Source organism: Amycolatopsis sp. NPDC005003, from assembly GCF_053600695.1.
In genome coordinates, this window is record NZ_JBSGAI010000052.1 from 1 (window position 1) to 24,137 (window position 24,137).

Below are 24,137 nucleotides of genomic sequence, written 5' to 3' on the forward strand. Positions count from 1 at the left end.
TGGGTTGTTTTAAAACTGGTCTCGCAGGCGGATTTGGAGAAAACTGTTTTGGTTGTGGTCGGGTTTTTTTTGTTTTTTTGTTTTTTTAGGGTTCTAACCCGAATTACCACTCACGACACGGTCAGGGGGCGGCGTTCATCAGGTCCAGGGCGCTCTGCTGGCGGGCCGCGTCGGGCTGGTCGAACGGGCCTGCCCACAGCAGGCCGTAGGCGTCCGCGCTGTTCCGGTCGTTCGCGTACGCCGAGTTCGCCTGTCGCTGCAGGTAGGCCGTGTACGGGTGGTCGGAGAGGGCCGCGTTCAGCACCGCCAGGTCGCGGACGTACACGCCCTTGAAACTCGGGCCGTCGACGCCGCCACCGCCCGCCGTCTCGCCCGGGTCGCGGAGGATGCCGCCCGGGTTCAAGCCCGTGTTCGTCGTCGACGCGTTCGCCATCGCGCGGGCCTTCGCCAGCAGGCTCGCATCACCGGTGGCACGGGACAGCTCGGTCAACGCCGCCAGCGGCACGCCCTGGTTGTACGTCCAGGTGGGCTGGCCGTTGTTCGCGCAGGCCGACGTCAGGCCGTCGTTGACCAGGTTCGAACCGTTGATCATCCCGCTGCCGGCGAACCACGCCCAGCCCGCCCGGGCCCGCGCCAGGTACACCGTGTCGCCCGGGATCCGGTTGTGCAGGGCCGCGTTCAGCTGGACGTACAGCGAGTTCGGGATGGCGTTCTTGTAGGTGCGGCTCGTGCTCCACCACACCCCGCCGCCGCAGACGCCGTCCCAGTAGGCGTACATGTGGTCGGCGTCGGCGCGGGCGGTGTTCAGGTACTTGCCGTCGCCGGTCAGGTCGTAGGCGTCGACCCACGCGAGGCCCCACCACCCGGTGTCGTCGAGGTAGTCGTTGCGGAAGCTGCCACCCTGCGCCGCCAGGTTCTTCGTGTACGTCGTGTCGATCGCGTAGCGGTAGCTGCCCATGCCGCTGATCCGGACGTTGTCGATGATCGCGGTGAGCGCGTTCGCCGAGTTCCACCACCCGGTGGTGTCGAAGAGGCCGGTGCCGAGGTTGTACCGCTCCATCAGCGCCGTGGCGGCCGCGGTGCGGCGGTCCCAGGCGTTCCACGCCGGACGCGCCCAGCCGGTGCAGGCGATCGTGCCCGACCCCGCGGGCTGCCCGCACGCCCGCAGCACCCCGACGCCCTTGTTCGCCCAGTCGTCGGTGTTGTACATCAGCGTCCGCCAGCCCGTCGCGCCGGACGGTGTCGCGGTGTCGCCGAGTTTGCTGCCCGACGCCCAGGTGCGTCCGGCGTCGAACGAGCGGTCCAGCCAGACGTGGTCGCCGGCCGCGCCGCCGGTGATCGCCGCCCAGCCCATGGCGTCGCCGTCGTCGAGGTGCAGGGCGATCCGGCGGCCGCCGACGCCGGCCGACGAGCCCTCGCGGTCGCCCGGTGACGACGCGGGATCCCTTGCGTCGCAGTACTTGTTGCAGATCGTCGCGGCGGCCGCGGCCGACGTGGCGGTCGGCGTGGCGGCCAGGACGAGGGACAGCAGGGGAATGAGGAAGTGCATCAGTCACCTTCCGCGCTGAAGGGCGATGCTCCCCATTTTCCGGTGCCGATATTATTGGTCCAGTCCTTTTCGGGACAGGTTGCGGACAGGAATTCACACCCGCCGGGAGCTCAGCAGGAGCAGGCAGCCCACGGCGATCGCGGTGACGAGCCCGGCGACCAGCAGCATCGGGTCCAGGGTCGCCGGCGTGGCCGCGGTCGCCTGCTGGACGGCGGGCTGCGCAGCTGCGGGCTGGGTGGCGGTGGGCGTGGCGACGGCCGGGGATGTGGCGGGAGAGGGCGAGGGCGTGGTCACGGGGGCAGCGGCGGCCGGGGTGCCGGAGGTCCGCGGCGGCGTGGTCCGGGCAGCCGTGCTCGGCGGCGCCGACGTGGGCGCGGGCAGCACCGTCACCGAGGCCCGCATGTCCGGGTGCACCGAGCAGTAGTACTGGTAGGTGCCCGGCTGCCGGAACGTGTAGCTCCAGCTCTGCCCGGCCGAAAGCTGCGGGCTGCGGAACGCGACCGGCGCGCTCGTCGTGACGACGTCGTGCGGGGCTTCGTCGTGCTGCATCCACGTGACGGTGTCCCCGACCCGGACGGTCAGCGCCACGGGGGAGTAGGCGTAGCCCTGCATCATGACCTGTTGCGTCGCCGCGGCGGCCGGGCTCGCGAGCGGCACGTTCAGGAACACCAGCAGGCCGGCGACGGCCAGGGCGGCGCGCCTCATCGGACGAACTCGATCGCGATTTCGACGCGCAGCCGGCGCCGGGCCAGCAGCCGGACGAGCCGTCCCGCCCCCGCCGGTTTCCGGCGGGCCGGGAGCACGTACCCGCCGGCCCAGACGACGACACCGCCGGCGTCCCGGTGCCGGACGTCGCCGCGCAGGCGCACGGCCCGCCCGGCCACGGTGCCTTCGACGGCGAACGGGTCCTCGGTGACGTCGTCGGCGGTGAAGGTCAGCTCCTCGCCGCGGAACGCCCGGCCGAGGAACGGGATCGGCGTCCTCAGCGAGCCGGGGTCGAGGGTGACCGTGAGCGCGGCGCCGGGTGTCCAGTGCCCGCCGGTCGCGGTCAGCCGGCCGCGGACCAGCGGCGGGCGCGGGGAAACCTCGATGACGCAGCGGTCGCGGCGCAGGGCGTAGCCGGTCGGAGCGGGCAGGACGGCGGTGTCGGACATGTGGCCTCCGGGGAAGGGGTGCGGGTGGCCCGGCGCCGCCGGGCCACCCGCGGGGATCAGCAGCTCGCCTGGCCGAGCAACGGCGTGAGCACGTTTTCGAGCCACACCGTGTGCGTCTTGATGTACTGGTCGAGGTTCAGCAGGTCGGTCACCTGCTGTCCCAGCGACGTCTCCAGGTGCGCGCTCTTGATGTGCGCGACGATCGGCGCGAGGGTGTCGGTGAGCACCTGGCTGCCCGACCCGTCGAACGCCGGGGCGAGCACGGTCTCCAGCCACACCGTGTGGGTCTTGATGTACTGGTCCAGGTTGAGGATGTCCTGCACCTGCTGCCCGGGTGAGGTCTCCAGGTGCGCGCTCTTGATGTGGTCGAGGATCGGCTGCAGGACCGCCTTCGGCACGCAGGAGCCGCCGCCGGCCGGGGTGGACGGCGCCGGCATCGAGTGGCTCGGTGCCGAGGTCGGGGCGGACGTCGGGGTCGAGGCCGGCGGGGCACTGGTGGGGGCCGCGCCGGTCACGGTGACCGTCGCCTTCATGTCCGGGTGGATCGAGCAGTAGTAGGAGTACTTGCCCGCCTTGGTGAAGGTGTGGCTGAAGGTCTGGCCGGTCTGCAGGGTCGGCGAGGTGAACTTCTCCGGCCCGTCGGTGACCACGATGTTGTGCGGTGCGGTGTCGTGGTTGGTCCACGTCACCGTGTCACCGACGTCGATCGTCAGGTCGGCCGGCGAGAACTTGTAGCCCATGGCTTCGACCGATTTGCCGGACGGCGCCGCGGCCGCAGCGGCGCCGCCGGCCTGTTCCTGCACGAGTCCCTGGTAGAGCGGGACGGCCAGCGGACCCTGCTGGGCCAGCGCGGCGAGGTCGACGTTCGCGGCCTGGCTCGGCGCGGCCTGCTCGGTCTGCCCGCCGCGCAGCGCGGCCAGGCTGAACAGCGCCGTCGCCAGTGCGGCGATCGCCACGGCGACCGGCCAGTTCCGCCGTCGCCGCACCACCTCCGGCTGCTCGGGGGCGGTGGGGGTGGGGTTGTCCATCGAGGACTCCTTTCGCAGGGCGATCAGCGGCCGGGGCTGGCCGTGACGAGGAAGCTCGCCGCGAGGAGGACCACGAGCACGAGCGTGGTCTCGGCGGCGACGGAATGGACGAAGGGGCGCACGGTGCCGGCGTCCCCGCGCAGGACGACGGCGAAGTCGAGACGGCGGCCCACCCAGCGGCGGCTGAACTGGGCGGCCAGCAGCACCACGGCGAGCACGGCCAGCTTGACCAGCAGCGTCCGCCCGTAGGCGGTGCCGAACACCCGGGCGACGCTGCCGACGGTCTGCCACGCCAGCACCACGCCTGCGGCGACGACGACGGCCACCGACGTCATGGCCAGCTTCGAGTAGCGGGGGATCACGGTGGCGAGCTCGTCGGGGTCACGGCGGGCCAGGACGCCGAACAACAGCACGGCCAGGCCGCCGATCCACGCCGAAGCGCCCGCCAGGTGCGCGAAGTCCGCCAGCTGCGTCAGCCACGGCCTGGTGCTTTCGACGGCGTGGCCGGTGAGCCCGGTCGTGCGGAGGAGGCCGACCAGGACCGCTCCGGCCCCGACCCGCCAGGCCAACGCCGTGGCGGCGGCCCGGCCGCGCTGCAGCAGCCAGGCCAGCACCACCCCGCCGAGCAGCCACAGCAGCGCCCTGGCGAACCAGATCCGCCCGAACTGGCTGTCCAGTGCCTGGCTGAGCAGGTCCCAGGTCAGGGCGTCACCGGGCGGGCGCTGCGCGGCCCACGCCGCCTGCAGGCCCAGGCCGGCGAGCGTGCCGAGCAGGCCGAGGCCCCAGCCGGTGCCGAGCACCGAACGGGCGCCGCGGTGCCCGGCGCCCGCCGGCCAGAGCACGGCCAGGAACAGCAGGCCACCGGCGAACAGGGTGAGACCGGCGTAGTCGGCGGCGCGGGCGAGCACGTACCACGCCTTGACGGGTTCCACCCCTCACCGTCCACTGGGGACGGCCGGGGCGGGCACCATCGCGGGTTCCAGGCCGCCGTCGGGTGTGCGGCAGTAGCCGAGGACGAGCGCGCCGACCCCGCCCGGCCCGGTGACCCCGAGCCCGGTGGTGACGGCGCCGAGCAGGGGCAGCCCGCCGACGGTGTCCAGGACCTGTTGCGGCACACCGGGTTGGCACGCCGGTACGTCGGTGCCGGGTGGCGGGGGTGCCGGCGTGGTCGGCTCGGGCGGGGACGGGGCCGGGGAAGGACCGGGGTCGAGGGGCCCGGGATCCGGGACCGGCGCCACGCCGGTGTCGCCGGGCATCGACGGCATCGGAGCGCCCGGCTGGTCGCCCACCGGCAGCGCGGGCAGCGGGGAAACCGGGCCACCCGCGGGCGGCAGGCCGGCCGGAACGGTCTGCGGCGCCGGGGTTTCGGGGGCGGCCGGATGCCCGCCGTCCGCGACCACGGGTGGGGTGGCCGCGGCGGTGCCCGGGCGCAGGCCGATGCCGGACGCGTAGCCGACGACGACCACGACCGCGCCGGCCAGGCTCGCGGCGATGACGTGGTCACGGCGCAGGGCGGGTCCTCGCACGGGTTCGTCCTCCAAAGAACGGGAATGCGCTTCCCGGAAAAGGGTTCTCGGCAATTCCGGAGCGGCGGGGAAAGAAGTGGATGTGGGAGCAATAAACCAGCCGGCATGTTTCGTGGGGTGATGTTCACGTGAAGGCCGGGTAAAGTCGACCGGCCCGAAGGCGGCGCTCCGCGGTGAGATGCTGGGCCGAAAGCCGGTTCGACTGGGCTGTTCGGGGGTCCGGCGGTGCGGACTACCGGACTAGTGGCCCGATTTGCCCGGTTGCCGGGCCGCGCTCCGCCCCGGCGGTGAGAATTGCTTAACACAGTCGTTTCACGGCCTTCCGCGGCGGCACCCGATCCGGTCGTTACGGTTCCGGGCATCGCGCGAATTCCGAGAAGGCGAGAAAACACATGACTTCCCGCTGGTCTGTCCCGGTCCGGATCGCCGCCGCGCTGGCGGCCGCCGGGTGCACGGTCCTGCTGGGCGCGCCGGCGGCGGCCGCGCACAGCGTCCTGGTGTCCAGTTCGCCGGCCTCGGGCGCGTCGGTCGCCGCGGGGCCGGCCGAGGCCGTCCTCGAGTTCAACGAGCCGGTGGAAAACCGCTTCACCGAGCTCGCGGTGCTCGGGCCCGACGGGACTTCGCACTGGGAGGCCGGTCCGGCGTCCGTTGTGGACGCCCGGGTCTTCGCGCCGCTGCATCCCCTCGGGCCGGCCGGCACCTACACCATCCGGTACCGCGTCACCTCCGCCGACGGCCACCCCGTCTCGGGCACCGTCCCGTTCCGGCTCGCCGTGGCGGGCCCGGGGACGGCCACCCCGGCCGCCGCGGTGGTGGCGACTCCGGGCGGGGACGATCCGGTGTCGCTGTGGCCGTGGATCACCGGGGGTGCCGTCCTGCTCGGCACCGGGTTCGCGGTGGCCAGGCGGCTGAGCCGCGCGGACGCTTGAGGCCGTGGTCGCGCGGGTATCCCGGGCCCATGACGAATCTCGACGACACCACGACCGCGAAGCTCGACGAATTCGTGCTCGCCCGGCTCGCGGAGGACGAAGAGCGCGTCCGGGCGGGTGAACTGCCGCTGATCGACGAGGCCGAACGGCGCGGGCGGTTGCGGATCATGTACGCCGACGACGGCGACGGGCTGCTGCTCGCCGGTGGGCCGGTCGAGGCGATGGAGGACCGGCACCCGGTGCCGTTCGCCGAGAAGGTGGAATTCCTGCGCCGCGAGATCCGCGACGCCCACGACGACACCTCCGTCAAGCTGATCGCGTCGGTGTACGAAGCCCATCCGGACTGGCGCGACGAGTGGCGTCCGTGACCTGATGCCGGTGCGCCCGCGGATCTTCGCCGACCGGGAGGACGGCGGCCGGTGGCTCGCGGGCGAACTGCGGCGGGACTGGGCCGACCCGGTCGTGCTCGGGCTCGCCCGCGGCGGGGTGCCGGTGGCCGCCGTCGTCGCGCGGCGGCTCGGCGCCGAACTGGACGTCGCGGTCGCCCGCAAGATCGGTGCGCCGGCCCACCGCGAATACGGCGTCGGCGCGGTCACGCCGGACGGCCCGGCCGTCTACGACGAGGCCGGCCTGCGCACGCTCAGGTTGACCGCCGCGCGGATGGCCCGGGCCGAGGCACGGGAGCGGGCGGAGGCACGCCGCCGGCTCGAGCGGTACCGCGCCGGCCGGGCGGCCGCCGGTCTGACCGGCCGTGACGTCCTCCTGGTCGACGACGGGCTCGCGACCGGCGTCACCGCGACGGCGGCACTGCGTGACGTCCGCGCGGCCCGTCCCCGGACGCTCGTCTTCGCGGCACCGGTCGCCGCCCCCGGGGCCGCCGCGCGGGTGCTGCGCGAGGCCGACGACGTCGTCTGCGTCACCGAGCCGCCGGATTTCCGCGCGGTCGGCCAGTGGTACGCCGATTTCCGCCAGCTGAGTGACGACGACGTCCTGGCCCTGCTCGCCCCGTGACGCCACCCGGGGTGCACCGGGTTGACCGGGTGGGTGATGGGGTATCACCCGATGGGGGCGCCGACCGAAGAGGCGGGAGCGGGATGAGCGAACGGGACGGGCTCGGCGCGGCGGCGCGCGGGCTGCGGCAGTACCTGCTGGCTGTCGCGGCCAAGCTGGACGCGCCCGCGTGGTTCTGCGAGGTGGACGTCCCGGCCGGCGCGTACGTCGCGCTGGACCGGCGGCTCGCCCGGTTCCCGGACCACGAGACGGCGCTGCTGTGGGACGAACGCGACGGCTGGGCCGCGGCGGTCGAGTCGGCGAGCGGCGACGAAGTCATCGTGCTGGCGTACCTGGGCGAGGACGTCCTGCCCCCGCCGGACGCGGTCGTCGAGTTCGTGACCGGCATGTACGGCGAGAAGTACCCCGGACGGCCGGATCCCCCCGACTTCCGCAGACCCGGCACCGCGGACGGTTTCGACGAGCGGTTGGCCGAGTACGCCGGCGACCCGGTCGGCCAGGCCTGAGTCACCGGGCGGGCAGGACGCAGAACTCGTTGCCCTCGGGGTCGGCGAGCACGATCCACGGGTCGTCGGCCGGGTCGTCGAGGACCTTCGCCCCGAGCATCACCAGGCGTTCGACCTCGGCCCGCTGATCGCCTGCCACCGGCGCGAGGTCCAGGTGCAGCCGGTTCTTGCCCGCCTTGTCCTCCGGCACCGGCTGGAACAGCAACGCCGGGCCCTCGGGGAAATCGACCTGGCGGTACGTCAGGCCGTGGGAGTCGGTCCACGTGCGGGTTTTCCCGTCGCCGAGCGCGGCCGCCCAGAACTCGGCCAGCAGGTCCGGCTGACGGCAGTCGACCGCCACGGCCAGGATGCGGGCCGCCGTCACGAGTCCGCCACGATCCGGTTGACGGCCTCGGCGACCAGGTCCGGTTCGGACACCGTCACCGTGAGGCCCGGGTGGCGGAGCCGTCCCCACGGCTCGATGCCCCGGACGGGTTCGCGGAACCGGAGGCAGACGCCGCCCCGCGTCGTCGTCCCGAAGGTGAGGCCGCGGTCGGCGAGCGAAAGCCGGACGCCGAAGACCCGCAGCGCCCGGTACGGCCCGGTGGCCTCCGCGCCGGCGAGGTTGCTCAGCGGGGTCTCGACCAGCCACGGTCCGAACCGGACGCGCAGGCCGGCCGCGTCCAGGTCCAGGCCGGCCCGCGGGCCGAGGAGCCCGCGCAGCCACCCCGGACCGGCGAAGTCCGCGTGCAGCCGGTAGTGCACGACGACGGCGGGTTCACCCACCGCCGCCGGTTCGGTCGTGGTCATGCGCCGCCACCCAACGGCGGGACGTCCGCTTCGTCGTCGGCCGGGAGTTCGGGGTCGCGCCAGTCTTCGGCGCGGGACGGGCCGTTGCCCTTCAGGGTCCCCTGGAGCTCGGCCTTCATCGCGTCGTCTTCCCGGGGCGAATGCCGGTCGCTTTCGCGGTGCATCGGAACCTCCTTCACGCGTGTTCTTCTGCGGCTACCCGGTGATCGCCCGCCGAAACGAGCGGGATCACCGTGCGCGCGTGGCGGTCCGGTTGAGCGCCCGCGCGGCGACGATGCCGAGCACCAGCGCGGCGGCCGCGGTCAGCCCGTGCAGCCAGTTGTCCGCCCAGTTCAGGTTGATCGGGTCCTCGGGGTTGACGAGTGCGGTGGCGAGGATGCCGTAGGCGGTCATCCCGGTGAAGCCGACGAACAGCACCCAGCAGTAGATGATCGACCCGGTGCGCCGGGTCGCGGCGAGCAGCCCGAGCACGCCGACCGCCGTGTGGACGAGGTTGAGCAGCGGAGTCACGCTGAAGATCCACACGGCCCGGCTGGTTTCGTGGCCGACCGCGGCGGTTTCCGGGGCCAGGAACCCGGCGATCCCCAGTGCCAGGTACAGCAACCCGAGGACGGCGACGACCGGGCGGAGCCAAGCCGCCGGGGAGCGGGTTTCGGCGGACGACATGGGCGTCTCCTTTCCTCCACCGGCGGATACCCCGGCACGCGTGCGGAAAACGGACAAGTGGAAGGGGCCGGACGACGGGCTGGGAGTCCGCCGTCCGGCCCGCGGCCGGGACCCGCGCCGGTCCCTGCAGCCAGGACGCGGGCCCCTGGTCTCAGGGGGGCAAGCTCAGGGGGAACGCCAGTCGTGCTCGCGGTGGGCGGTCCCGTGCTGGGCACCCATCAGCAGCAGCCCGCCGTCGACGACGAGCGACGTGCCGGTGATGTAGCCGGCCGCCGGGGTCGCCAGGAAGGCGACCGCGGCCGCCACCTCGGCCGCGTGGCCGGGGCGGCCGAGCGGGATGCCGGGCCGGTCCTGCTCGCGCGGGTCGGCGTCGGTCTGGCCGGTCATCGGCGTCGAAATCTCGCCGGGGGCCACGGAGTTCACCGTGATGCCGTGTTCGGCCAGCTCCAGGGCGAGCACCTGGGTCAGCGCGCCCGCCCCGGCCTTCGCGGCGCAGTAGGGCGCGGCGCCGACCCGGGGCACGTGCTCGTGCACGCTGGTGATGGTGATGATCCGGCCGCCGCGCCCGGCGTCGATCATGTGCCGGGCCGCGCGCTGCGAAAGCAGGAATACCCCGTCGAGGTCGACGTCGAGGACCTGGCGCCACTTCTCGTAGTCGAGGTCCATCGCGAGCTGGCTGCTGCCGGTGCCGGAGCAGTTGACGAGGACGTCGATGCCGCCCAGGTCGTCGGCGAACGCGTCGACGACGTCGGCCGCACCGGGCAGCTCGGTCAGGTCGAGCTGCCGGACGTGCGCGGTCACCCCGTGCGAGCGGGCTTCGGCGGCGGTCTCCGCCGCGCCGTCGGCGTCCGAGTGGTAGGTGATGCCGACGTCCAGACCCCCGCCGGCGAGGGCGGCGACGACCGCACGGCCGTTACCGGAGTCGGCACCGGTGACGACGGCGCGCCGCGGCGAGGCGGCTTCGGCGGGCAAGGGGGCCGGGAGCGACACGGGCGTCTCCTTTCGTTCTCGGTCGGCTACCACCCCGGCGGGGGACTAAACGCGGGCGTCGCGGGGTAACCCGTCCCGATGAGACTGGCCGTGCTGGACATCGGGTCGAATTCGGCTCAGCTGCAGGTGGTGGACGTGTCCGCCGGGGCGCCCCCGCTCCCGGCGCACGCGGTCAAGGAACCGACGCTGCTCGCCGAGGAGCTGCTGCCCGACGGAACGCTGAGCGACGCCGGGATCGAGCGGGTGACCGCCGCGGTCGGCCGGGCCGTGGACGCGGCGGTGCGGCTCGGTGTCGACCAGCTCTACCCGTTCGTCACCGCGGCCGTGCGCGACGCGGTGAACCGGGACGAGGTGATCGACCGCATCCAGGCGGCTTCCGGGATCCGGCCCCAGTTCCTCTCCGGCGAGGAGGAGGCGCGGCTGACGTACTTCGCCGCGCGCCGCTGGTACGGCTGGTCGGCCGGGCGGCTGCTGCTGATCGACATCGGCGGCGGCTCGATGGAGCTGGTGCTCGGCCGGGACGTCGAGCCGGAGCTGGCGGTTTCGCTCCCGCTGGGGGCCGGCCGGCTGACCCGGGAGTTCCTCACCGCCGATCCGCCGACGCGCAAGCAGCTGAAGAGCCTGCGCCGGCACGTCCGCGACACGCTGTCCGAGGTGCTCGACCGGCTGCGCTGGGAAGGCCCGCCACGCCGGGTCGTGGCGACGTCGAAGACGTTCAAACAGCTGGCCCGGCTCACCGGTGCCCCGCCGCAGCGCAAGGGGCCGTTCGTCACCCGGGAACTGGTGGTCGCCGACGTGCGCGGGTGGATCCCGCGGCTGGCCCGCGTCCCGGCGGCGGAGCGGGCGGGCCTGCGCGGCGTTTCCAAGGCGCGGGCCCGGCAGGTCGTGGCCGGTGCGGTGGCGGCGGAGGTGACGCTGTCCACCCTGGACGTCCCGCGCGCCGAGGTCTGCCCGTGGGCGTTGCGGGAGGGAATCCTGTTGCGGCACCTGGAACAGCTCGCCGAATCGACACCGTTGCCGCTGCAGCCGTTGACGCGCCACCCGGACGCCACCGTCCGCAGGCTTCACCCGGCGGGGGAGCAGCCGGTGCCGTCCTGAGCGTGTGCCGGCCGCCGGGCGGGGTAACCACGCCGTTCCCCGAACGGAAGGAGAGCTCCCGTGAGCAAGCCGAACCCGATCGAACTGCAGAAGTACCTGTCCGGTGTCGACTACCCGGCGAACCGGGACGACCTGGTGCGGGCGGCCGAGAAGAACGGGGCCGACTCGGACACCCTCGACGTGGTACGCCGCCTGCCCGACCGGACCTACGAGGGGCCGAGCGGCGTGAGCAAGGAGATCGGCGGCTGACGACCCGGCGGCCCGGGCGGGTGCGCCCGGGCCGCGATCACCCCGAGGCCAGTTCGGCGGTCTCGGGAACGACGGCACCCGGCTGCGCGAGGGCCGTCACCGCGCGGCAGACGTCGGCCGGGTCGATCGTGTCGAGGCAGGGATGGCCCGGGACCGGGCAAACCCGCGCGCGAGTGGCGCGGCAGGGCGCCCGCTGGTCGCCGAGCACCACCGTGGGCACGCCGTAGGGCGCCCACCGTTCCTGCGGCACCACCGGGGCGAACAGCGAAACCACCGGGGTGCCCGCCGCCGCCGCGAGATGGGCCGGGCCGGTGTTCGGCGCCACCACGACCTGCGCGCCGGACAGCACCGCCGCGAGTTCCGCGAGGGACGTCCGGCCGCCGAGGTCGACCGCCGACGTCCCGGCCACCTCCCGGGTCAGCGCGCGTTCCGACGGCGCGCCCGTCACGAACACCCGGTGCCCGTCGGCGGCCAGTGCCCGCACCGTCTCGCGGCTCCAGGCCGCCGACGGCTGCCGGGCGGGCACCGAGGCCGCGGGGTGCACGACGACGTACGCCCCGCCGCCGGTCAGCCGGGTGATGGGCGGCAGCGGGCGGCGTAGGGCCAGGGCGCCGTGGTCGTCCGGCGGCAGCGAGAACCCGGCGGCTTCGGCGAGCGACAGCATGCGGACCGGCTCGGGTGGATCGCCGTCGACGCGGTGGCGCAGGTCGAGCAGGCTGCCCGGGTAGTCCTCGGAAATCGCGCCGATCCACGGCACGCCGGCCTGCCGCAGCAGGAGGGCGAGCGGCAGCGGGGACTGGTGGAACGACGTCAGGACCAGCGCGCGGTCGAACGCCTTCGCGCGGATCAGCGAAACGAACGCGCCGGTGTCCTCGGCGGTGACCGGCGGCGGCTCGGGGTCGATCCAGGGTGCGGTCCAGGTGACCACTTCGGCCACGCCCGGCAGCAGTTCGCCCGCGGCGCGCCCGTGCGGCCCGGTCAGCAGCGTCACCCGCGCCCCGGACGCGGCGACCGCGCGGACGCAGGGCCCGGCGAGCAGGACGTCCCCGAGGTTGTCCTGGCGGGCGACGAGCACCCGGCTCATCCGGCGACCCCGGCGACGCGCAGCGCCTCGGACAGGTCACGGGCGACCGCGGCGTGCCGGCGGGCCCGGGCGATCTCCGGTTCGAGCGTGCGGCCGGTCGGCACGAGCACCGCGCGGGCGCCGGCGGCGAGCGCGGCGTCGACGTCGGCGCCGGTGTCGCCGATGACCACACAGGACGCCGGGTCGACGCCGAGCTCGCCGGCGGCCCGCAACACCATGCCCGGAGCGGGTTTGCGGCACGCACAGCCGTCGCCGTCGTCGTGGACGCAGACCTGCCAGGTGCCGAACGGGCCGAACAGCTCCCGGACGCGGGCGTTCACCGCGTCGAGCTGTTCGGGGGTGATCAGTCCTTTCGCGACACCGGACTGGTTGCTCACCACGCCGACCGGGATGCCGCGAGCGCGCAGCCCCCGCACCAGTTCGACGGCGCCGGGCACCGGGCGGACGCCGTCCGGGTCGTTCAGGTACGGGACGTCGACGATGAGCGTGTCGTCCCGGTCGAACAGCACCGCGACCGGGGGCCGGGGCCGCCGGGCCGCGAGTTCCCCGCGCAGCCGGTGGTAGCACGCGGCCGGCGGGATCAGGGCGCTGGTGACGACCATGCGCGCCACTTCGCCGGGGGTCCGCGGGCCGGGCAGGATCCGGCGGGTGGCGAACTCCGCCGTCAGCCCGGCCCAGACACCGGCCGCCAGCAGGGCTTTCCCGCGCTGCTTGAACAGCGGCAGTGCGAGCGCGGCGAGGCCGGCCACTGTGGACAGTGCGTGCCGGCCGAGCCTGCCCTGCCCGGCGCCGGTGCGCTGCCGCCAGAGCACGCCGTGTTTCGCGCGCATCAACGCGTTGTCGGCGTTGCCGCGCTGGGTCTTCAGGCTGTAGAAGAACCCGGCCCGCCGGGCCGGGTGCGTGGTCAGCCGGTCCCCTTGGCCGATCCGGTGCCCGGCTTCGGCGACGCGCAGCGCGAGGTCGGAGTCTTCGCGGAACGCGCGCGGGAACCGCTCGTCGAAGCCACCCGCCTCGACCAGGGCACTGCGGCGGTACGCCATGTCGGCGGTGATCCACCGGGCGTGCTCGAGGCCCGCGGTGCCGCGTTCGTCGTCCGTCGGGCGCCGGTCCGCCGGCAGCGGGACGGTGATCCGGCCCTGGGAGGCGGCCACATCCGGCGGCAGCGAACCGAGGTCGCGGGCGAGCTGCCGCACCCAGTCCGGGGCGAGCACGACGTCGTCGTCGACGAAGGCGATCCACTCGCTCTTCGCGGTGCGCCAGCCGAGGTTGCGCGCCGCCGCCGGGCCGCGTCCGCCGGAGCGGAGCAGGCGGACGCCGTCGGGGACGTCCAGTTCGGACCCGCCCGGGCGGTCGTCGACGACGAGGATCTCGGCCGGCCGCGGGTCCGGGCCGGTCAGCAGGGTATGCAGCAGTGGCCGAAGCGTCTCCCGGCCCGTCGTGGGGATCACCACGGTGTAGTCGAGCGAAGCAGTCACCGCGACCGGTTACCCGGGGCGGCGGTGGTCAAACGGCGTGTCGAAGTCCCCGCGCCCGGGTAACCGCCGGGCGACGACGAGGAGGTGCGGATGACCGCGGGAACGATCGAAATCCGGAACCCGGCCGACGGCAGCGTGGTGGGCACTGTGTCGGCCGCGGGCGAAGACCGGATCGACGCGGCGCTCGCGCTGGCCCGCCGGGCCGGGGCGCGGTGGGCCCGGACCCCGGCCGCCGAGCGCGGGGCGCTGCTGCACACGGCGGCCGAACGGCTGCGGGCCCGCGCCGGCGAGCTGGCGGAGACGAACGAAGCGGAGACGGGGAAGCCGCGCGGCGAAGCGCGCGAAGGCGTGCTCGCCGGCGCGGGCACCCTGGCCCAGTACGCCGAACTCGGCCCGGTCCACCGCGGCCGCAGCCTGCTCGGCGACGTCGGTGCGACGGACCTGATGGTGCCCGAGCCGCGCGGCGTCGTCGTGGCGCTCACGCCCTGGAACGACCCGGTCGCGGTCGCCTGCGGGCTTCTGGGAGCGGCGCTGGCCACCGGGAACACCGTGGTGCACAAGCCGAGCGAGCGCGCACCGCACACCGGCCAGCTGCTCGGTGAGGTGCTCGAAGGCGTGTTCCCGGACGGCGTGCTGCAGACCCTGCACGGCGACGGCGGGGTCGGCGCGATCCTCGCGATGCACGCCGGCGTCGACGTCATCGCCCACGTGGGGAGCACGGCGACCGGCCGGTCGATCGCCGCGAGCGCGGCCGCGACGGGGGCGAAGACGCTGCTGGAGAACGGCGGCAACGACCCGCTGGTGATCGACGAGGACGTCGACCCGGCGTGGGCGGCCGGGCAGGCGGCGCTGGGGGCGTTCGCGAACTCGGGGCAGATCTGCGTGGCGGTCGAGCGGATCTACGTGTGCCCGGCGGTGGCCGAGCCGTTCCTGGCGGCGCTGGTGAAGGAGGCGGAGTCGCGCACGTTGGCCCCGCTGGTGGACCGGCGGCACCGCGACCACGTGCATTCCCAGGTGGCGGACGCGGTTTCCCGGGGTGCCCGGCTGTTGACGGGCGGCGAGGTCCCGGACGGTCCGGGCGCGCACTACCCGGCGACGGTGCTCACCGGCTGCGGGCCGGAGTTGCGGGTGATGACGGAGGAAACGTTCGGCCCGGTGGCCCCGGTCCGGGTGGTGGAGAGCTTCGACGAGGGCCTGGCCGAAGCGGCGAAGGGCGAGTACGGCCTGGCGGCGACGGTGCTGACGGGCTCGATGGCACACGCGCAGCGGGCCTGGCGCGAGCTGCCGGCGGGGACGGTCAAGGTGAACAACGTGTTCGGCGGCGCCCCGGGCGGAGCGGCGCACCCGCGCGGCCGGAGCGGGAACGGCTACGGGTACGGGCCGGAGCTCCTGGACGAGCTGACCCAGACGAAGCTCGTGCACATCGCACCGCCCGCATGACCGGACGACGGCCGGTGGCGGGGGAGGAGCGGCCGGGCGCCGGAGTCGTGAAGAACGCCGAGCGGCCCGACCGCACCCCGATCGGCTGGCTGGGCCGCGCCCTCCGCGTCCCGGGCCGGGAACGCCGCATCCTCGTCCAGAGCGCCAAGGCCACCTTCGCCGCGACCGCCGCCTGGTTGCTCGCCACCCTCGTGCTCCGGCTGCCGCAACCGTTCCTCGCGCCCTACGCCGCCGTCTTCCTCGTCGAAGCGACCGTCTACCGGTCGCTCCGCGGGTGGCTGCAGCAGGTCGGCTCGGTCGCCTCCGGTGTCGTGCTCGCCGCCGTCGCCGGGCAGCTCATCCCGTGGCAGGCCGTGGCGCTCGCCACTGTCGTCTTCCTCGGGCTGCTCGCCGGGAGCTGGCGGCGGTTCGGCGACGCCGGTGTCTGGGTCGGCGTCACCGGCATGCTCGTCATCTCCTACGGCACCGCCCGCGAACCCGTCCTGCTCGGCGACCGCCTCCTCGAAACCGCGCTCGGCGCGGCCATCGGCGTCGCCGTCAACACGCTGATCTTCCCGCCGCTCTACGGGGAACGGCTGGCCACGGCCGCCGGGCGGCTCGGGAAGGCCCTGGCGGAGCTCCTCGAGTGGCTGTCCGACCTGATCCGCCGGGACGAGCCGCCCGAAGACCTCGACGGCCTGCAGTCCCGGGTGCAGGACGCCCGCAGCCAGGTGCTGGCGGCCGAGGAAGCCGTCGGCCTGACGCGGGAGGGGCGGATGCTGAACCTCCGCCGCGGACGGCCGTCCGCCGGGACGCGCCACGAACGTCCACTTCGGACGCTCATCTGGTTGTGGCCGGCGATGTCGCAGCTCATCGCCGCCGTGCGGACCACTGCCGGCGGCCGCGAGCACCCGTTCGAGTACCCCTGGCCGGACGCGCGCGAGGCACTGGCCGATCTGATGCACCACCTGGCCGGGGCCGTGCAGGCGGTGGCGGTGGCCGGCGAACCCGTCGAGCTCGACGAATGCCGGGCGCTGCTCGAGAAGCTGGAGAAGCGGCTGGTGACCGCCGAGGAGGACGGCGTCCCCGCCCGGCTGGGTCTGGGCACCTTGACGCTGCCCGCGCGGCTGCTGCTGGAGCAGCTGGAAAAGCGCTGAGAACCTACTGGATGGCGATCGCGTCCGCTTCGGACCGGTGCCGGCGGCAGGCCGTGCACACCATCGTCTGGCCCAGCAGCGTGCCGTCCCCGGACACCAGCCGCGCGACGTGCAGCGTCGGCAGGCCGCACTCTTCGCAGGGGATCGGCTTGCTGTCGCGGCTGATCATGACTCGGTTCGGCATGGTGGAGCCCCCTGACAAGGTTGGAAGGTCCCAGCGGGTTACCCCCGTGTCCTGCGCCACACTCGTCCGGCGCAGCGATGTCACTCGAACGGCGTAGTCACTTGGCCGGGTACTGCTGCTCGCGCAGGAGCTCGGCGAGGTGGACGGCGTTGCGGACCAGCGTCGCGTTCGTCGAGGCCACGGCCTCGGGCGTCTCGTCGAGGTCCTGGTAGTCGCCGCCCTGCATGGCCTCGCCGTTCCAGTAGGTCGCGCCCTGGGCCGGCACCGTGAAGCCGACGTCGTTCAGCGCCTGGAACAGGTCCGCGATGATCTTGTGGGCGCCGTCCTCGTTGCCGACGACCGCGGCCACCGCGACCTTGCCGAACATTGCCGGCCGGCCTTCGTCGTCGGTTTCGGACAGCTCGGCGTCGAGGCGTTCCAGGACCCGCTGCGCGACGCTCGACATGTGCCCGACCCACGTCGGGGTGACGATCAGCAGGACCTCGGCGGCGGCGATCTTCCGCCGGATGTCCGGCCACGCGTCCCCGTCGCCCATGTCGGCCTCGACGCCGGGACGGATGTCGTGGTCGACCACGCGGACCAGCTCGCCGGTGGCGCCGCGTTCGGCGAAGAGGTCGAGCAGCTGCCGCGCGATGAGGTCGCTGCTCGACTTCGCCGGCGAGGGCTTGAGCGTGCAGGTCAGCGCGAGGACGCGCAGGGTCATGACTGCCTCCTGGGATGGGTGCCGACGCCGACGTGGGCGAACCCGGCTTCGGCGAGGGCGTCGGGATCGAGCAGGTTGCGGGTGTCGACGACGACCGCCCGGTCGGCCGACGCGGCCAGCCGGGCCCAGTCGAGGTCCCGGAACTCGGGCCACTCGGTGAGCACGACGAGCGCCGCGGCGTCCTTGGCCACCAGGTACGGGTCGTCGACGACCTGGACCGAGCTCATGCCGGGCACACACGCGACGGCCGGGTCGTGCGCGGTCAGCTCGGCGCCCGCGCGGGCCAGGTCGTCGGCCACCGCGAGGGCGGGGGAGTCGCGCAGGTCGCCGGTGCCCGCCTTGAAGGCCAGGCCCAGCAGCCCGATGCGGGCCCCCGCGAGGGATCCGGCGGGAGAGCCGGTCACGGCCTGCCGGACGGCCCGCACCACCCGGGCGCGCTGCCGGGCGTTGACGCGGACCGCGTCGCGCAGGATGCCGAAGTCGACGCCCGCCGACTCGGCCGCGTGCAGCAGGGCGGAGGTGTCCTTCGGCAGGCACGACCCGCCCCAGCCGGGGCCGGGGGCGAGGAACCCGGGACCGATCCGCGCGTCGAGGCCCATGGTGCGCGAGACCTCGCGGACGTCCGCGCCGAACCGCTCGCACAGCTCGGCGAGCACGTTCACGTAGGACAGTTTCACGGCGAGGAACGCGTTGCTCGCGTACTTCGCGAGTTCGGCGCTCGCCGAGTCGGTGGCCACCACCGGCGCGCCGGTCGGCTCGTACAGCCGCGCGACCCGCTGCGCCGCAGGCGAATCCGCCGGGTCGGTGCCGACCACGACCCGGTCCGGGTGCAGGAAGTCTTCGACGGCGTGGCCTTCGCGGAGGAATTCCGGGTTGGCGACCACCGGCAGGTCGTCGCGGCGCAGCAGGTGCGGGAGCCGCGCCGCCGTGCCGACCGGCACCGTCGACTTGGTCACCAGCACGCACCCGGGCCGCAGCAGCCGCCCCAGTTGCGGCACGACGGTTTCGAGCACCCCGAGGTCGGGGCGGCCGTCCTCGGCGGGCGGCGTCGGCAGGCACAGAAAGACGAGGTCCGCGCCGTAGAGCTCGGCTTGCGCCGTGGTGAAGCTCAGCGTGCGGTCGGCGATGCCCTCGCCGACCAGTTCGGCCAGGCCGGGCTCGGCGATGGACACCACTCCCCGGCCCAGCTCGTCCACTTTGGACTCGTCGGCGTCCACGCAGGTGACGCGGTGCCCGAGGCGGGCGAAGCAGGCGGCACTGGTCAGGCCGACGTAGCCCGCGCCGACGATCCCGATGTGCTCACCCATGGGCCACCCGCATTTCCAGGGCCGAGCGCGTCGCGGCCAGCACGCGCTCTTCGCCGAGCAGCAGCAATCCGCCGTCGGGCTCTTCGCCGTGCGGGTCGCCGACGTTCCCGGCCCAGAGCACCACGTGCTGCCGGGCGGACGGCGGTGGGCCCCACAGCCGGGGCGGGGTCGGGCCGAACAGCAGCACCGACGGCGTGCCGAACGCCGTGGCGAGGTGCCCGACACCGGTGTCGCCGCAGACGACGAGCGCCGCCCCGGCCACCAGCGCGGCCAGGTCCGCCAGATCGGTGCGCCCGGCCAGCACGGCGTCCTCGCCGAGCCCGGCCGATTCGGCGATCGACAGCGCCAGGTCGCGTTCGGCGGCGCTGCCGGTGAGCACGACGCGGTGCCCGTCGGCAGCGAGGTGCCGGACGACGGTCGCGAACCGCTCGGGCGGCCAGCGCCGGGCCGGGAACGCCGCGCCGGGGTGCACCACGACGGCGTCCGGGGCCGGGCTCGGGCCCGGCGGCACGGGCAGGTGCAGTGCCGAGCGGTCCGCCACCAGGTGGTGGTACTCGACGAGCCGGCACCAGCGGTCCACCTCGTGGACGTCGTCGCGCCAGTCGAGGCCCGGCACGTCGGGGAAGTCCGGGTGGCGGTGGGTCAGCAGTTCGGCCGGGTCGGTGCCCAGGAGGTCGTGGACGCTCTCCGGGCCGCTGCCGTGCAGGTTGACCGCCAGCCGCGGCGGGGAGCCCGGCCAGGCGAGCTCGCCGAGCCGTGGTGTCGGCAGCAGCTCGTCGACGGCGTCGATCAGCTCGACGAGGTCCCGCAGCTGCTCCGGCGCGGCCAGCACCAGCCGGTCGTCCGGGTACGCCGCCCGCAGGGCCCGCAGCGCGGGGACCGCGGTCAGCAGGTCCCCGACGCCGAGGGCGCGCAGTACGAGGACCGCGGAGCTCACGGCCACGACCCCTCCTCGGACGCGCACACGACCAGCTCGCGGACCTCGGCGCCGGGCGGCTGCTGCAGCGCGAACACGACGGTGTTCGCGACGTGCTCGGGCTGGTTCAGCTTCGCGTCCGGCGGCGGCTTGTACTGGTCGGTGCGGTCGTCGAAGAAGTGCGTCCACATCCCGCCGGGGATGAGCAGCGTGACGCCGACGCGCCCGGCCAGCTCGGCGGCCAGCGCCCGGGTGAAGCCGACGACGCCGAACTTCGAGGCGCAGTAGGCGGTCGCGTCGCTCACCGCCTTGATGCCCAGGGTGGACGCCACGGTGACGACCGTGCCGCGCGAGCGTTCCAGGTAGGGGAGCGCGGCGCGGATCACCGCGGCCGTGCCGAACAGGTTCACCTTGACAACCCGCTCCCAGTCCTCCGTGGACACACCGGACAGTGGCCCGCAGGCGTCGGTGCCGGCGGCGGTGAAGACGCCGTCCAGGCCGCCCGCGCGCTCGGCGAGCTCCCGGACCGCGGCCTCGGTGGCGGCGGTGTCGGTCAGGTCGGCTTCCACGTACTCCGCCGGGTCTTCGGGGCGGACGCGGTCGAGGACGTACGGGGTGCCGCCCGCCTTGCGGACGGCGTCGACGGTGGCGGCGCCGAGGCCGGAGGCGCCACCGGTGATCAGGACGTTGCCGAGGGGTCGCATCGCACTCCTTCGGGGTCGGAGTCGGGGTCGGAGGGGTCAGGCACTGGCCGCCGCGGCGACCAGCCGGGAGGTCGAGTAGCCGGGCACGGTCGGGACGAGCACGACCTCGCCGCCGTGCCGTTCGACCACTTCGCGTTCGGGCAGGTCCGCGTCGGCGTAGTCGCCGCCCTTCACCCACACGTCCGGGCGCAGCTTCGCCAGGACGGCGGCCGGCGAGGGCTCGTCGAAGACCGCAACGGCGTCCACAAAGGACAGTGCGCTGAGCAGCCGGGCCCGGTCGCGGTCGCGGACCAGCGGACGGCCGGGCCCCTTCAGGCCCCGCACCGACGCGTCGGAATTGAGGCAGACGACGAGCGCGTCGCCGAGGGCGCGGGCCTGCCGCAGCAGGCTGACGTGCCCGGGGTGCAGCAGGTCGAAGCAACCGCCGGTGGCGATCAGCCGGCCGCCGGTTTCGCGGATCCGCTCGGCGAGGCCGAAGGCGTCGGTCGCCGGCTGCGGATCGGGCACCGGGCCGTCGTTCGTGGACAGCGCGGTGGCCCCGCCGGCGGCGACGAACCGGGCGGCCGCTTCGACCGCCGTCACCACGGCTTCGGTCGTGTCCGCCCCGCCGAGCAGGGCCGCCGTGGCCGCGGCGGCGAACCGGTCGCCCGCGCCGCAGGTGTCCGGCGCGGTGTGCCCCGGCGTCCGCGCCGCGGCGGGGATCGGGACGGTCGTTTCGCCGAGGCCGTCGGAGAGCACCGCACCACGGGACCCGACGGTCACCGCGACGGCGTCGGCGTGCCAGTGGCCGCGCAGCAGCTTGGCGAGCTCGGCCGGTTCCTCGTGCCCGGCCAGCACCGCGCGGGCCTCGGCGAGGTTCGGCGTGACCAGCCGCGCGCCGGGCACCGGCTGCGCGCCGCGGGGATGCGGGTCCCACACGACCGGGATCCGCTCGGCCACCTCCCGCAGGAGGCGGCGGACGCCCGGGTGGCGCGTCAGGCCGCGGCCGTAGTCGGCCACGAGGATCGCGCCGGCGTCTTCGAGGACTTCGTGCACCCGGGCGGGCAGCGGGTCGGTGGCCGCCGTGCCGTCACCGGAATCCAGGCGCAGCAACGACTGCCCGCCCGCGCGGACGCGGGTCTTGCACACCGTCGTGCCGCGCAGCGGCAGCGGCAGCACGGTGACGTCCGGTTCGAGCAGCCCGGTGAGCGCGTGGCCGCCTTCGTCGTCGCCGAGCGGCGTGACCAGCACGACCTCGCCGGCCGACCGCGCGGCGAGCAGCGCGGCCAGGCCGGCCCCGCCGGGACGGCGGCGCCGGGCCGTCAGGTCGACCACCGGCACCGGCGCCTCGGGGCACAGCCGCTCGGCGGTGCCTTCGGCGTCGACGTCCAGCAGCGTGTCGCCGAGGACGACCAGCGGCCTCACGCGGTCACTCCGAGCGCGTCGTCGAGGGCCGCGCAGAGGCCGTGGACCAGCACCAGGTGCATTTCCTGCACGGTCGCGACGGTCGGCGCCTCGACGGTGACAGCGTCGTCGCACAGGGCGGCGAGCGGATTGGGGGCCGGGCCGGTCAGCGCCCACGTCGTCACGCCGAGTTCGTGCGCGGCCTTGGCCGCGGCGACGACGTTCTGGCTGGTGCCGCTGGTGGACAGGCAGACCAGCACGTCACCCGGCCGCCCGTGCGCGCGCACCTGGCGGGCGAACACCTCGTGGTCGCCGTAGTCGTTGACGATCGCGGTGGTCGCGGACGTGTCCGCGTGCAGGGCGATGGCCGGCAACGGCCGCCGTTCGTGGCGGAACCGCCCGACGAGCTCGCCGGTCAGGTGCTGGGCTTCGGCGGCGCTGCCACCGTTGCCGCAGGCGAGCAGCTTGCCGCCGGCTTCGAACACGCCGGCGAGGTGCCGTCCCCACGCGGTTATCCTGTGGGCGGATTCGCGGGTCCGCTCGGCGGCTTCGGCCAACGCGGCGAGATGGTCTTCCATCACGGCACCTCCTTTTCCTCCGGCGACGCCGCGCCGGTTCGGGTGGTTCGGGGACGCCGGAGCACGAACGGCCCCAGCGCGAGCAGGTCGATCGGGGCGGAACCGAAACATTCGAGGGCGTCGCGGGGCGAGTCGACCATCGGGCGGCCCGCGGTGTTGAGGCTGGTGTTGATCACGACGGGCAGGCCGGTCCGGCGCTCGAAGGCGGCCAGCATCCGGGCCAGCACCGGGTTTTCGCGCTCCTCGACGGTCTGCACGCGGGCCGTGCCGTCGACGTGCGTGACGGCCGGGATGCGGTCGCGCCAGGCTTCGGCGACGTCGTGCACGAACAGCATGTACGGGCTCGGCAGCGGGCCGCGGGTGAAGATCTCGGCCGCCCGCTCGGCCCGCACCATCGGCGCCACCGGGCGGAACTGCTCGCGGCCCTTGACGTCGTTGAGCCGCTCGAGGTTCGCCTTGCGGCCCGGGTGGGCCAGCAGGGAGCGGTGCCCGAGCGCCCGCGGGCCGAATTCGGCGCGGCCCTGGAACCACGCGATGACCTCGTCGTCCGCCAGCGCTTCGGCCACGGTCTCGGCGAGGTCGTCCGGCCGCTCGTACGGCAGCTTCGCCTTGATGAGGATTTCCTCGAGCTCCTCGTCCGTCCACCCGCGACCGAGCCCGGCGTCGCCCATCGGCGTCCCGCGTTCCCCGGCTTCGGCGGCCAGCTGCAGGGCCGCGCCGAGCGCGGTACCCGCGTCCCCGGCGGCGGGCTGCACCCAGATCCGGTCGAACGGGCCTTCGGCGTGCAGGCGGGTGTTGGCGACGCAGTTGAGCGCGATCCCGCCCGCCATCGCCAGGTCGCGCTGCCCGGTGGCCTCGTGCAGCCAGTCCGCGAGTTCCAGCAGGATGTCCTCGAGGACTTTCTGGACGCTCGCGGCGAGATCGGCGTGGCGGCGCGTGAGTTCTTCGCCGGGTCCGCGACGCGGGGCGAGCGCGGCCAGGTCGACGCCGGAGGCGTGGAACCCGCCGTCGCCGGTCACGTGGACGTGCTCGCAGAGTTCGTCCAGGAACTCCGGCGTGCCGTAGGACGCCAGCGCCATGACCTTGTACTCGTCGCTGGACCGGGCGAAGCCGCAGTGCTCGGTGAGGTCTTCGTAGAGCAGGCCGAGCGAGTGCGGCAGCTTCTGCGCCGCCAGTTCCTTGAACCGGCCGTCGCGGTACTCACCGGCCAGATACGACGTGCTCTCGCCGCGTCCGTCGGCCACGAGCACGGCGCAGTCGCCGAAGGGCGCGGCGAGCGCGGCCGACGCGGCGTGCGCGACGTGGTGCCGGACGAACTTGACGATGCCCGGGTCCAGGCCGGGCAACGCGGACTTCAGGAACAGGGGCGCCCGCTTCGCGAACTCCGTCCGCAGCTCCTCGCCGCTCGGGTCGTGCCCGGGCAGGCCCGGCTCGACGAGCGCGGGGTCGTAGGAGTACCCGACGGCGTCGAGGTCCTTCGCGGACAGTCCCGCCTGAGCGAGGCACCAGGCGGCGGCCTGCGCGGGCTGTTCCCACGTGGAGAACGGCACCGCCTGCTTGCCGTGCTTGCGGCGGCTGAACCGCTCTTCTTCCGCCGCGGCGACGATCTCCCCGTCCACCACCAGCGCTGCGGCCGGGTCGTGGAAAACGGCGTTGATCCCGAGTATGCGCATCGACCTGCCTCTGGCGTTTCGGTGCGGACTCGTGAGGCCCGCTCTCGCCTATAGCGCTA

29 protein-coding genes are annotated in these 24,137 nt (G+C 74.3%); 8 read left to right on the plus strand and 21 right to left on the minus strand.

All coding sequences use genetic code 11. The features are described from left to right. Window positions 1-121 precede the first annotated feature (121 nt). From ACWED2_RS40360 to ACWED2_RS40385, 6 genes are all read right to left on the minus strand, one after another. Entirely contained in the window at window positions 122-1,549 is a 1,428-nt protein-coding gene (locus ACWED2_RS40360; RefSeq protein WP_449695796.1) for a glycoside hydrolase family 76 protein, read from the minus strand. Window positions 1,550-1,642: 93 nt separating this feature from the next. Further along, window positions 1,643-2,254 (minus strand): plastocyanin/azurin family copper-binding protein, encoded by a 612-nt coding sequence (locus tag ACWED2_RS40365; RefSeq protein ID WP_449695797.1) that lies wholly within the window; start codon window positions 2,252-2,254, stop codon window positions 1,643-1,645. Continuing rightward, the gene (locus ACWED2_RS40370; protein ID WP_449695798.1) at window positions 2,251-2,703 is read right to left on the minus strand and encodes a hypothetical protein; all 453 of its coding nucleotides are present in this window, start codon (window positions 2,701-2,703) and stop codon (window positions 2,251-2,253) included. Before ACWED2_RS40370 ends, ACWED2_RS40365 begins: the two co-directional genes overlap by 4 nt. Window positions 2,704-2,759: 56 nt before the next feature. Then, window positions 2,760-3,731, minus strand: a complete 972-nt coding sequence (locus ACWED2_RS40375) for a cupredoxin domain-containing protein (protein WP_449695799.1) — start codon at window positions 3,729-3,731, stop codon at window positions 2,760-2,762. A gap of 23 nt (window positions 3,732-3,754) precedes the next feature. After that, a complete protein-coding gene (locus ACWED2_RS40380; RefSeq protein WP_449695800.1) occupies window positions 3,755-4,663 on the minus strand; it encodes a copper resistance D family protein in 909 nt (302 codons plus the stop codon). Window positions 4,664-4,666: 3 nt separating this feature from the next. Further along, the gene (locus tag ACWED2_RS40385) at window positions 4,667-5,257 is read right to left on the minus strand and encodes a hypothetical protein (protein WP_449695801.1); all 591 of its coding nucleotides are present in this window, start codon (window positions 5,255-5,257) and stop codon (window positions 4,667-4,669) included. A 392-nt stretch (window positions 5,258-5,649) separates the two neighbouring features. Here ACWED2_RS40385 and ACWED2_RS40390 point away from each other — a divergent pair, with 392 nt between their 5' ends. From ACWED2_RS40390 to ACWED2_RS40405, 4 genes are all read left to right on the plus strand, one after another. Beyond that, window positions 5,650-6,186 (plus strand): copper resistance CopC family protein, encoded by a 537-nt coding sequence (locus ACWED2_RS40390; protein WP_449695802.1) that lies wholly within the window; start codon window positions 5,650-5,652, stop codon window positions 6,184-6,186. Window positions 6,187-6,215: 29 nt separating this feature from the next. Beyond that, window positions 6,216-6,554, plus strand: coding sequence for a hypothetical protein (locus ACWED2_RS40395; RefSeq protein WP_449695803.1), 339 nt, complete (start codon window positions 6,216-6,218; stop codon window positions 6,552-6,554). Between the two features lie 4 nt (window positions 6,555-6,558). Then, a complete protein-coding gene (locus ACWED2_RS40400; RefSeq protein ID WP_449695804.1) occupies window positions 6,559-7,197 on the plus strand; it encodes a phosphoribosyltransferase in 639 nt (212 codons plus the stop codon). A gap of 83 nt (window positions 7,198-7,280) precedes the next feature. After that, entirely contained in the window at window positions 7,281-7,703 is a 423-nt protein-coding gene (locus ACWED2_RS40405; RefSeq protein WP_449695805.1) for a DUF6292 family protein, read from the plus strand. 1 nt (window position 7,704) lies between these two features. On the opposite strand, the gene ACWED2_RS40410 is transcribed toward ACWED2_RS40405, so the two are convergent. From ACWED2_RS40410 to ACWED2_RS40430, 5 genes are all read right to left on the minus strand, one after another. Then, window positions 7,705-8,067: a VOC family protein gene (locus ACWED2_RS40410; RefSeq protein WP_449695806.1), complete on the minus strand. Its 363-nt coding sequence runs from the start codon at window positions 8,065-8,067 to the stop codon at window positions 7,705-7,707. Then, on the minus strand, window positions 8,064-8,492 hold the full coding sequence (locus ACWED2_RS40415; RefSeq protein WP_449695807.1) for a hypothetical protein: 429 nt from the start codon (window positions 8,490-8,492) through the stop codon (window positions 8,064-8,066). The genes ACWED2_RS40410 and ACWED2_RS40415 overlap by 4 nt, the downstream gene beginning before the upstream one ends. Continuing rightward, on the minus strand, window positions 8,489-8,656 hold the full coding sequence (locus tag ACWED2_RS40420) for a hypothetical protein (RefSeq protein ID WP_449695808.1): 168 nt from the start codon (window positions 8,654-8,656) through the stop codon (window positions 8,489-8,491). Before ACWED2_RS40420 ends, ACWED2_RS40415 begins: the two co-directional genes overlap by 4 nt. A 64-nt stretch (window positions 8,657-8,720) precedes the next feature. Continuing rightward, window positions 8,721-9,158, minus strand: coding sequence for a DUF4383 domain-containing protein (locus ACWED2_RS40425; RefSeq protein WP_449695809.1), 438 nt, complete (start codon window positions 9,156-9,158; stop codon window positions 8,721-8,723). A gap of 165 nt (window positions 9,159-9,323) precedes the next feature. Continuing rightward, complete coding sequence (locus ACWED2_RS40430) at window positions 9,324-10,148, minus strand: SDR family oxidoreductase (RefSeq protein WP_449695810.1); 825 nt, start codon at window positions 10,146-10,148, stop codon at window positions 9,324-9,326. 78 nt (window positions 10,149-10,226) lie between these two features. Between ACWED2_RS40430 and ACWED2_RS40435 the strand changes: the two genes are divergently transcribed. Together ACWED2_RS40435 and ACWED2_RS40440 are read left to right on the plus strand one after the other, a co-directional pair. After that, a complete protein-coding gene (locus ACWED2_RS40435; protein ID WP_449695811.1) occupies window positions 10,227-11,246 on the plus strand; it encodes a Ppx/GppA phosphatase family protein in 1,020 nt (339 codons plus the stop codon). Window positions 11,247-11,306: 60 nt separating this feature from the next. Beyond that, window positions 11,307-11,495, plus strand: a complete 189-nt coding sequence (locus ACWED2_RS40440; protein ID WP_449695812.1) for a DUF2795 domain-containing protein — start codon at window positions 11,307-11,309, stop codon at window positions 11,493-11,495. A 37-nt stretch (window positions 11,496-11,532) separates the two neighbouring features. Here the strand turns inward: ACWED2_RS40440 and ACWED2_RS40445 are convergent, their stop codons facing one another. Together ACWED2_RS40445 and ACWED2_RS40450 are read right to left on the minus strand one after the other, a co-directional pair. Further along, the gene (locus ACWED2_RS40445; protein ID WP_449695813.1) at window positions 11,533-12,579 is read right to left on the minus strand and encodes a glycosyltransferase family 9 protein; all 1,047 of its coding nucleotides are present in this window, start codon (window positions 12,577-12,579) and stop codon (window positions 11,533-11,535) included. Further along, a complete protein-coding gene (locus tag ACWED2_RS40450; RefSeq protein ID WP_449695814.1) occupies window positions 12,576-14,054 on the minus strand; it encodes an HAD-IIIA family hydrolase in 1,479 nt (492 codons plus the stop codon). Before ACWED2_RS40450 ends, ACWED2_RS40445 begins: the two co-directional genes overlap by 4 nt. Before the next feature lie 90 nt (window positions 14,055-14,144). Between ACWED2_RS40450 and ACWED2_RS40455 the strand changes: the two genes are divergently transcribed. Next, window positions 14,145-15,494, plus strand: coding sequence for an aldehyde dehydrogenase family protein (locus tag ACWED2_RS40455; protein WP_449695815.1), 1,350 nt, complete (start codon window positions 14,145-14,147; stop codon window positions 15,492-15,494). Next, on the plus strand, window positions 15,491-16,630 hold the full coding sequence (locus ACWED2_RS40460; protein ID WP_449695816.1) for an FUSC family protein: 1,140 nt from the start codon (window positions 15,491-15,493) through the stop codon (window positions 16,628-16,630). Before ACWED2_RS40455 ends, ACWED2_RS40460 begins: the two co-directional genes overlap by 4 nt. A 4-nt stretch (window positions 16,631-16,634) precedes the next feature. On the opposite strand, the gene ACWED2_RS40465 is transcribed toward ACWED2_RS40460, so the two are convergent. From ACWED2_RS40465 to ACWED2_RS40500, 8 genes are all read right to left on the minus strand, one after another. Continuing rightward, entirely contained in the window at window positions 16,635-16,814 is a 180-nt protein-coding gene (locus ACWED2_RS40465; RefSeq protein ID WP_308675666.1) for a hypothetical protein, read from the minus strand. A 97-nt stretch (window positions 16,815-16,911) separates the two neighbouring features. After that, window positions 16,912-17,517, minus strand: a complete 606-nt coding sequence (locus ACWED2_RS40470) for a flavodoxin family protein (RefSeq protein WP_449695817.1) — start codon at window positions 17,515-17,517, stop codon at window positions 16,912-16,914. Next, window positions 17,514-18,824: a UDP-glucose dehydrogenase family protein gene (locus tag ACWED2_RS40475; protein WP_449695818.1), complete on the minus strand. Its 1,311-nt coding sequence runs from the start codon at window positions 18,822-18,824 to the stop codon at window positions 17,514-17,516. Before ACWED2_RS40475 ends, ACWED2_RS40470 begins: the two co-directional genes overlap by 4 nt. Beyond that, window positions 18,817-19,767 carry a glycosyltransferase family 9 protein gene (locus ACWED2_RS40480; protein WP_449695819.1) on the minus strand — a complete coding sequence of 317 codons (951 nt, stop codon included), beginning with the start codon at window positions 19,765-19,767 and terminating at the stop codon, window positions 18,817-18,819. Before ACWED2_RS40480 ends, ACWED2_RS40475 begins: the two co-directional genes overlap by 8 nt. Further along, window positions 19,758-20,444 carry an SDR family oxidoreductase gene (locus ACWED2_RS40485; protein ID WP_449695820.1) on the minus strand — a complete coding sequence of 229 codons (687 nt, stop codon included), beginning with the start codon at window positions 20,442-20,444 and terminating at the stop codon, window positions 19,758-19,760. Before ACWED2_RS40485 ends, ACWED2_RS40480 begins: the two co-directional genes overlap by 10 nt. Window positions 20,445-20,480: 36 nt before the next feature. After that, entirely contained in the window at window positions 20,481-21,848 is a 1,368-nt protein-coding gene (locus tag ACWED2_RS40490; RefSeq protein WP_449695821.1) for a PfkB family carbohydrate kinase, read from the minus strand. After that, window positions 21,845-22,405, minus strand: a complete 561-nt coding sequence (locus tag ACWED2_RS40495; protein ID WP_449695856.1) for a D-sedoheptulose-7-phosphate isomerase — start codon at window positions 22,403-22,405, stop codon at window positions 21,845-21,847. The genes ACWED2_RS40490 and ACWED2_RS40495 overlap by 4 nt, the downstream gene beginning before the upstream one ends. Beyond that, window positions 22,405-24,078: a carbamoyltransferase family protein gene (locus ACWED2_RS40500; protein WP_449695822.1), complete on the minus strand. Its 1,674-nt coding sequence runs from the start codon at window positions 24,076-24,078 to the stop codon at window positions 22,405-22,407. The genes ACWED2_RS40495 and ACWED2_RS40500 overlap by 1 nt, the downstream gene beginning before the upstream one ends. Between the last annotated feature and the right edge of the window lie 59 nt (window positions 24,079-24,137).

Coding starts and splice junctions, on each gene's coding strand:
- ACWED2_RS40420 (WP_449695808.1), bottom strand. CDS start 8,656: ATGCACCGCGAAAGCGACCGGCATTCGCCCCGGGAAGACGACGCGATG.
- ACWED2_RS40455 (WP_449695815.1), top strand. CDS start 14,145: ATGACCGCGGGAACGATCGAAATCCGGAACCCGGCCGACGGCAGCGTG.
- ACWED2_RS40360 (WP_449695796.1), bottom strand. CDS start 1,549: ATGCACTTCCTCATTCCCCTGCTGTCCCTCGTCCTGGCCGCCACGCCG.
- ACWED2_RS40445 (WP_449695813.1), bottom strand. CDS start 12,579: ATGAGCCGGGTGCTCGTCGCCCGCCAGGACAACCTCGGGGACGTCCTG.
- ACWED2_RS40390 (WP_449695802.1), top strand. CDS start 5,650: ATGACTTCCCGCTGGTCTGTCCCGGTCCGGATCGCCGCCGCGCTGGCG.
- ACWED2_RS40475 (WP_449695818.1), bottom strand. CDS start 18,824: ATGGGTGAGCACATCGGGATCGTCGGCGCGGGCTACGTCGGCCTGACC.
- ACWED2_RS40470 (WP_449695817.1), bottom strand. CDS start 17,517: ATGACCCTGCGCGTCCTCGCGCTGACCTGCACGCTCAAGCCCTCGCCG.
- ACWED2_RS40500 (WP_449695822.1), bottom strand. CDS start 24,078: ATGCGCATACTCGGGATCAACGCCGTTTTCCACGACCCGGCCGCAGCG.
- ACWED2_RS40400 (WP_449695804.1), top strand. CDS start 6,559: ATGCCGGTGCGCCCGCGGATCTTCGCCGACCGGGAGGACGGCGGCCGG.
- ACWED2_RS40495 (WP_449695856.1), bottom strand. CDS start 22,405: ATGGAAGACCATCTCGCCGCGTTGGCCGAAGCCGCCGAGCGGACCCGC.
- ACWED2_RS40395 (WP_449695803.1), top strand. CDS start 6,216: ATGACGAATCTCGACGACACCACGACCGCGAAGCTCGACGAATTCGTG.
- ACWED2_RS40365 (WP_449695797.1), bottom strand. CDS start 2,254: ATGAGGCGCGCCGCCCTGGCCGTCGCCGGCCTGCTGGTGTTCCTGAAC.
- ACWED2_RS40460 (WP_449695816.1), top strand. CDS start 15,491: ATGACCGGACGACGGCCGGTGGCGGGGGAGGAGCGGCCGGGCGCCGGA.
- ACWED2_RS40405 (WP_449695805.1), top strand. CDS start 7,281: ATGAGCGAACGGGACGGGCTCGGCGCGGCGGCGCGCGGGCTGCGGCAG.
- ACWED2_RS40375 (WP_449695799.1), bottom strand. CDS start 3,731: ATGGACAACCCCACCCCCACCGCCCCCGAGCAGCCGGAGGTGGTGCGG.
- ACWED2_RS40415 (WP_449695807.1), bottom strand. CDS start 8,492: ATGACCACGACCGAACCGGCGGCGGTGGGTGAACCCGCCGTCGTCGTG.
- ACWED2_RS40465 (WP_308675666.1), bottom strand. CDS start 16,814: ATGCCGAACCGAGTCATGATCAGCCGCGACAGCAAGCCGATCCCCTGC.
- ACWED2_RS40370 (WP_449695798.1), bottom strand. CDS start 2,703: ATGTCCGACACCGCCGTCCTGCCCGCTCCGACCGGCTACGCCCTGCGC.
- ACWED2_RS40485 (WP_449695820.1), bottom strand. CDS start 20,444: ATGCGACCCCTCGGCAACGTCCTGATCACCGGTGGCGCCTCCGGCCTC.
- ACWED2_RS40435 (WP_449695811.1), top strand. CDS start 10,227: ATGAGACTGGCCGTGCTGGACATCGGGTCGAATTCGGCTCAGCTGCAG.
- ACWED2_RS40425 (WP_449695809.1), bottom strand. CDS start 9,158: ATGTCGTCCGCCGAAACCCGCTCCCCGGCGGCTTGGCTCCGCCCGGTC.